The organism is uncultured Methanofollis sp. (assembly GCF_937919355.1).
Lineage (GTDB): Archaea > Halobacteriota > Methanomicrobia > Methanomicrobiales > Methanofollaceae > Methanofollis.
Map to the genome: position 1 here is coordinate 1 of NZ_CALFSA010000078.1, position 3,976 is coordinate 3,976.

Genomic DNA, 3,976 nt, shown 5'->3' on the forward strand with positions numbered 1-3,976 from the left:
CCCTACACGACGCTCTTCCGATCTGTGGTCGGATCGGTGGTCGGATCGGTGGTCGGGTCGGTGGTCGGGTCGGTGGTCGGGTCTTCGAACGGTTGTTCATCAAGCAGGTCGTCAGGAAGGTCATCAAGCAGGTCGTCAGGAAGGTCGAACCCTGGTCCTGGCTTCATAAGCAGGATATCCCTCTCCGGATGAAATGGAGAAAACCCATCACCGGGAAAAGATCCCCTCTTTGCCAACATATCCTGACTGGCACCAGCCGCCAGATGGGATATAACAGCAAGAAAAATAATACCGAGGATAAAAATCTCCAGAACCTTTCTACCCATGGCCATACCCCATGACTAACACTGACCGCACCAGCATATCACACGGTGCAATATAATTTTGACGATATAATTATATCCCCTGCCCCTCCGGGGACCGCAGGTCCATGATGCCACAGACATCATAACAAAACCGGTTGCGACCGGACAGCACCATAAAAGAGACAAAACAGGATTTTACGGAAAAATGGGGTTAGAGATTCCTCCTCTGCCACCGGACGACCGCATAGACACCAACAAGAAGAACCGCCCCGACAAAGGGGAAGAGAAAAGGTACCGTACCCTTCTCTTTGACCTGGAAGGACACCTCCGAGATGGGGGTCATCCTCCCGCCGTACACGACATGAGCGCGGACCAGATACCTGCCTGGTTCCTGAGGTGTGAAGTTCATGGAGAGGTTTTCGCTGGACCCCCCCATGACGACCTGCTCTTCACCGTCAATAACACCCACAAGTGCATTGTTCCTGAATACATTGCCCACAAGAGTCGCATTCGTGGCTATCACCCCGGGGTTACGGAAGACCCCCGCAATCCTCAGTACATTCCCCACAACCGCTTCCCCACCACAGGCGAGGCAGGTCAGGTTCCCGTTCGAGAAGCCGGAGTTATTCTGAAGGGCCACCGGGGAAGATGCCCTACCACCATCCATCTCCGGGACAGACGTCTCATTTCCTTCCGCAACAGTATCGTCCACGGCATCGGCAGGAGGAGAGGTCTGGCCACCGCCCCCGTCACCGCTCCCCCCACCAGAAGAGTCTCTGTTACCACCACTCCCTCCGTGGGGAGGCGCAGCATCGGTTTCAGTGACAACAGTCACATGGGTGCTGACGGTGACGTCGTCGGCCGCCACACCCCCAGGGAAAACACCCAGCAGGATACAGATAACCAGACACAGTACGGCGATCCTCCCCCTCGACTCCCTCATGACATAAACCCCCGACCACCGTGGACATATGCCTGCCGTCATATATCACTTCCCTCAGTTCAGGAGGATCGCCCTGCACTTTCAAGCGGGTCCCGGGCAATGAAAGGTGCGAAGGTAAGAGGAGAAAGTTCAAAGGAATACCTGCACGGACTGCAGACAAAAAAAAGAAGGGCTTCAGGCCCTGAAGATCCCCTGCGACCTTTCCAGCGCATCAATCGCGGGGAGCTTCTTGCCGGTGAGGAACTCGATGCACGCCCCGCCACCGGTGGAAATATGGGTGAAGGCCGGTTCAAGCCCCATCTTCTCGATCACCGCGGCCGTGTGTCCGCCACCGACGACGGAGAAGGGCACCTTCGACGAGGTCTTCAAGATCTCGAACGTGCCCACCCCGAAAGCGGTGTCCTCGAAGACTCCTGCCGGGCCGTTCAGGACAACCGTCCCCGAGGACCGGATCACATCGCAGACGGCCTGAAGAGCGTCAGAACCGATGTCCATCACCGGAGCGTCGGCAGGGATATGGTCGACCGGATACTCTGCACGGGCATTTGCCTCCCGCACCGCGACCTGATCGGGGTAGATGATCCTGTCGCCGAAACGGGCGATGAGGGCCTTCGCCTTCTCGATCTCGGCCGTATACTTCAACTGGGCGATGAGATCCGCAGACGGTCTCCCGACATCGTAGCCTGCGGCGATCAAAAAGACATTCGCCACCACGCCGATGACAATGACACGGTCGGCGATGCCGTTCTCAAGCACGTTCGCCGCTACGGCGACGGAGTCATCCACCTTCGTCCCGCCGAGGACAAAGGTCACCGGCCGCGGCGCACCCGTGAAGACACGGGAGAGATTCGCGACCTCACGCTCCATCAGGAGGCCGGCAGACGACCGCATAAGCATGGGCAGACCGACAACCGTCGGCTGCGAACGGTGGGCGGTGCCGAAGGCATCGTTCACGAAGACATCGCCCATCGCGGCGAGCCTCCGGACGATATGCGTCGCCTTCGCCGCATCAGGAGAAAGCGTCAGGTTCTCCTCAGCATTGAACCTGACATTCTCAAGCATCAGCACCTCCCCCGTATGGAGAGAGGAAACCGCCTCCCGCGCCGCACGCCCGAAGATGTCGTCGACATAGCCGACAGGACGGCCGAGCATGTGCCCGAGCTTCTCGGCATGGGCCTGGAGAGTCGTGAAGTCCTTCTTGCCCGGCCGACTCTGGTGGGTGAGGATGACAACCCTGGAATCCTCCAGGTGCCGGATCGTGGGCAGGTGCTCACGGAACCGTTTGTCGTCCAGGATCTGGTTTGAAGCGGGGTCAATGGGAGAGTTCAGGTCCAGGCGGAGAAGGACTGTCTTTCCAGCGGGATCAAGTTCAGAGAGGGTTCCTATTGTCATGAGATAACCTGCCACCATGGGGATTATGTGTTCCCGTATTCGTTAGGTGGATAAAATGATATTGGTTTTCGTTCGTATCGGGCCAGCGCGAACCTCAATTATGGGGGAAGATACCGGTCGGGAGAGTTTCGACGGTGGCCTCACCCCTCAGATTTTCGATTCTCTCTTCCCGGGGTCAGGACTCCCCGGTGCAGGATAGACCGGGATCGAAACTCTCAATCCAGATTTCCATTTCGGTTTTCACCAGACCTTTCCCCATCTCCGGGGACGGGCACCAGCGGATTCGAGAGACCAGATAAAGCCAGAGCCAGCAGAAAAATAATCCCGACGACGGGACAAAAAAAAGGGATCAGGCCGATTCCGCAGCCTTCGCTGCAGTCTTTGCCTTGATCTTCTTGAGACGGAAGAGTTCTTCGCGCTCCATCTCGTCGAGCCGCATTTTGATAAAGGAGGCGGCGGCCTTCAGTTCAGGGATCACCTTGAATTCAAGGGCGTTCACACGCCGCTTGGTGTGGTCGATCTCGTCCAGCAGGCGCTTCATCGTCGTTTCGATCTCGGCGCTCTCGATGATCGCCTCAACGAGTTCCTCGTACGCCTCGGCAGTCTCGTCGATGACGGCCTGGGTCCCGAGCACACCGTAGCCACGCTCGACCAGACTCTTTCTCACCTTCGACGCCTCGATCTGAGGGACGACGACGCCCATGATGTTCTTGGACTTGAGGGTGATCTGCGGCTGCTCCTTGACGGAGAAAGCCGCAGCCTTCACACCGATCGTTCCTTCGACCGTGTTTGCAAGTGCGATCATCTCCTGGGCGTGCTGATACTTGCGCAGCATCTCGCCCCGGGTGTCCCTCGCCTCTTTCAGCACCTTGAAGAACTCAAGGATCAGCCCGTCGCGCTTCATCTTGAGGATGTTGTAGCCCCGCTCGGAGAGCTTGATCTTCCGCTTGATATTGATCAACTCTGACCTGGTGGGCTTGACATCTCTGAGCGCCATCGGACCTTACACCTCTGCCTTTTTCGCACCCTTGCGGTAGAGCGGGTGGAACTTCTGGATCAGGTCGCGGTCGATACGCACCAGCTGCTCGACCGGCAGCGTCGCAAGGAGCTCCCAGCCGATATCAAGGGTGTCCTCGATCGTCCGGTTCTCGTCGATGCCCTGCCTGACAAACTTGTCCTCGAAGAGGTCGGCAAACTCCAGGAAGCCGCGGTCACGCTCGGAAAGGGCGTCCTTGCCGACGATGGCCACCAGGCCGCGGAGGTCGTTGCCTTCTGCGTAGGCGGCGTACATCTGGTCGGAGACCTTCTTGTGGTCCTCTCTGGTGTGGCCCTTCCC

General features: G+C 58.1%; 3 protein-coding genes and 1 pseudogene. All 4 read right to left on the reverse strand.

Features of this window, described 5'->3' with window-relative positions; all coding sequences use genetic code 11:
* Positions 1-516: 516 nt before the first annotated feature.
* Positions 517-1,017 carry a hypothetical protein gene (locus Q0520_RS03605; RefSeq protein ID WP_298666715.1) on the reverse strand — a complete coding sequence of 167 codons (501 nt, stop codon included), beginning with the start codon at positions 1,015-1,017 and terminating at the stop codon, positions 517-519.
* A gap of 405 nt (positions 1,018-1,422) precedes the next feature.
* The gene (locus Q0520_RS03610) at positions 1,423-2,640 is read right to left on the reverse strand and encodes a phosphoglycerate kinase (protein WP_298666718.1); all 1,218 of its coding nucleotides are present in this window, start codon (positions 2,638-2,640) and stop codon (positions 1,423-1,425) included.
* Positions 2,641-2,989: 349 nt separating this feature from the next.
* Entirely contained in the window at positions 2,990-3,637 is a 648-nt protein-coding gene (locus Q0520_RS03615) for a V-type ATP synthase subunit D (RefSeq protein WP_298666720.1), read from the reverse strand.
* Between the two features lie 6 nt (positions 3,638-3,643).
* Positions 3,644-3,976: pseudogene (locus Q0520_RS03620) on the reverse strand (V-type ATP synthase subunit B); the annotation flags it as partial.

Excerpts from the sequence above, each read along its gene's own strand:
- Q0520_RS03610 (WP_298666718.1), bottom strand. The coding sequence starts at position 2,640 with ATGACAATAGGAACCCTCTCTGAACTTGATCCCGCTGGAAAGACAGTC.
- Q0520_RS03615 (WP_298666720.1), bottom strand. The coding sequence starts at position 3,637 with ATGGCGCTCAGAGATGTCAAGCCCACCAGGTCAGAGTTGATCAATATC.